Annotated in this window: 1 protein-coding gene; it reads right to left on the bottom strand. The window is 72.8% G+C overall.

Annotation, left to right across the window (positions count from 1 at the left end; translation table 11 throughout):
- The coding region (locus VP06_RS33145; protein WP_048468083.1) for a helix-hairpin-helix domain-containing protein at positions 1 to 720 on the bottom strand (720 nt) is incomplete at both ends.

Here is a 720-nt window from a genome sequence, read left to right as displayed (position 1 = left end):
GGGGCGGGGGCGGCCTCGCGCCGGTCGGCCGCGGCGAAGAGCGGCAGCGGTTCGGGAGCAAGGCCGCGGATCGCCCACAGGGCCTCGCGCCGCCCTAGCCCTAAGCACGCGAAGGCATCCGCAGCGGCGAGGCTCCGCAAGCCTTTGAGCGAGAGCCCGGCCCGGCGCCACAGGTCCTCGACCGAGCGGAAGAGGTCGGCCTCCCGCACCGTCGCGATCCGGGCGCCATCCTGGTTGGGAAGGCCGCGCACGAGCCGCAGGCCCAAGCGCACCGCCAGCCTCCCCTCCCCGGCCGGCTCCAGGGTGCAGTCCCAGCGCGAGGCGTTGACGCAGATCGGCCGGACCTCGACCCCGTGGCTGCGAGCGTCGCGCACGATCTGGGCCGGGGCGTAGAAGCCCATCGGCTGGGCGTTGAGGAGCGCGCAAGCGAACACGTCCGGGTGCCGGCATTTCAGCCAGGACGAGGCGTAGGCGATGAGGGCGAAGGAGGCGGCGTGGCTCTCCGGGAAGCCGTAGGAGCCGAAGCCTTCGAGCTGGCGATAGGTGCGGGCGGCGAAATCCGGGTCGTAGCCGTTGGCGATCATGCCGCCGACCAGCTTCTCCTCGTAGAGGGTGATCGTGCCGTCGCCCTTGAAGGTGCCCATGGCGCGGCGCAGGCCGTCGGCCTCGGCGGGGCTGAATCCCGCGGCGACGATCGCGACCTGCATCGCCTGTTCCTGG

It is taken from the genome of Methylobacterium aquaticum, from assembly GCF_001043915.1.
GTDB classification, from domain to species: Bacteria; Pseudomonadota; Alphaproteobacteria; order Rhizobiales; family Beijerinckiaceae; genus Methylobacterium; species Methylobacterium aquaticum.
The sequence above is the reverse complement of the archived record's forward strand: the minus strand, read 5'-3'. Positions and strand labels throughout refer to the sequence as shown.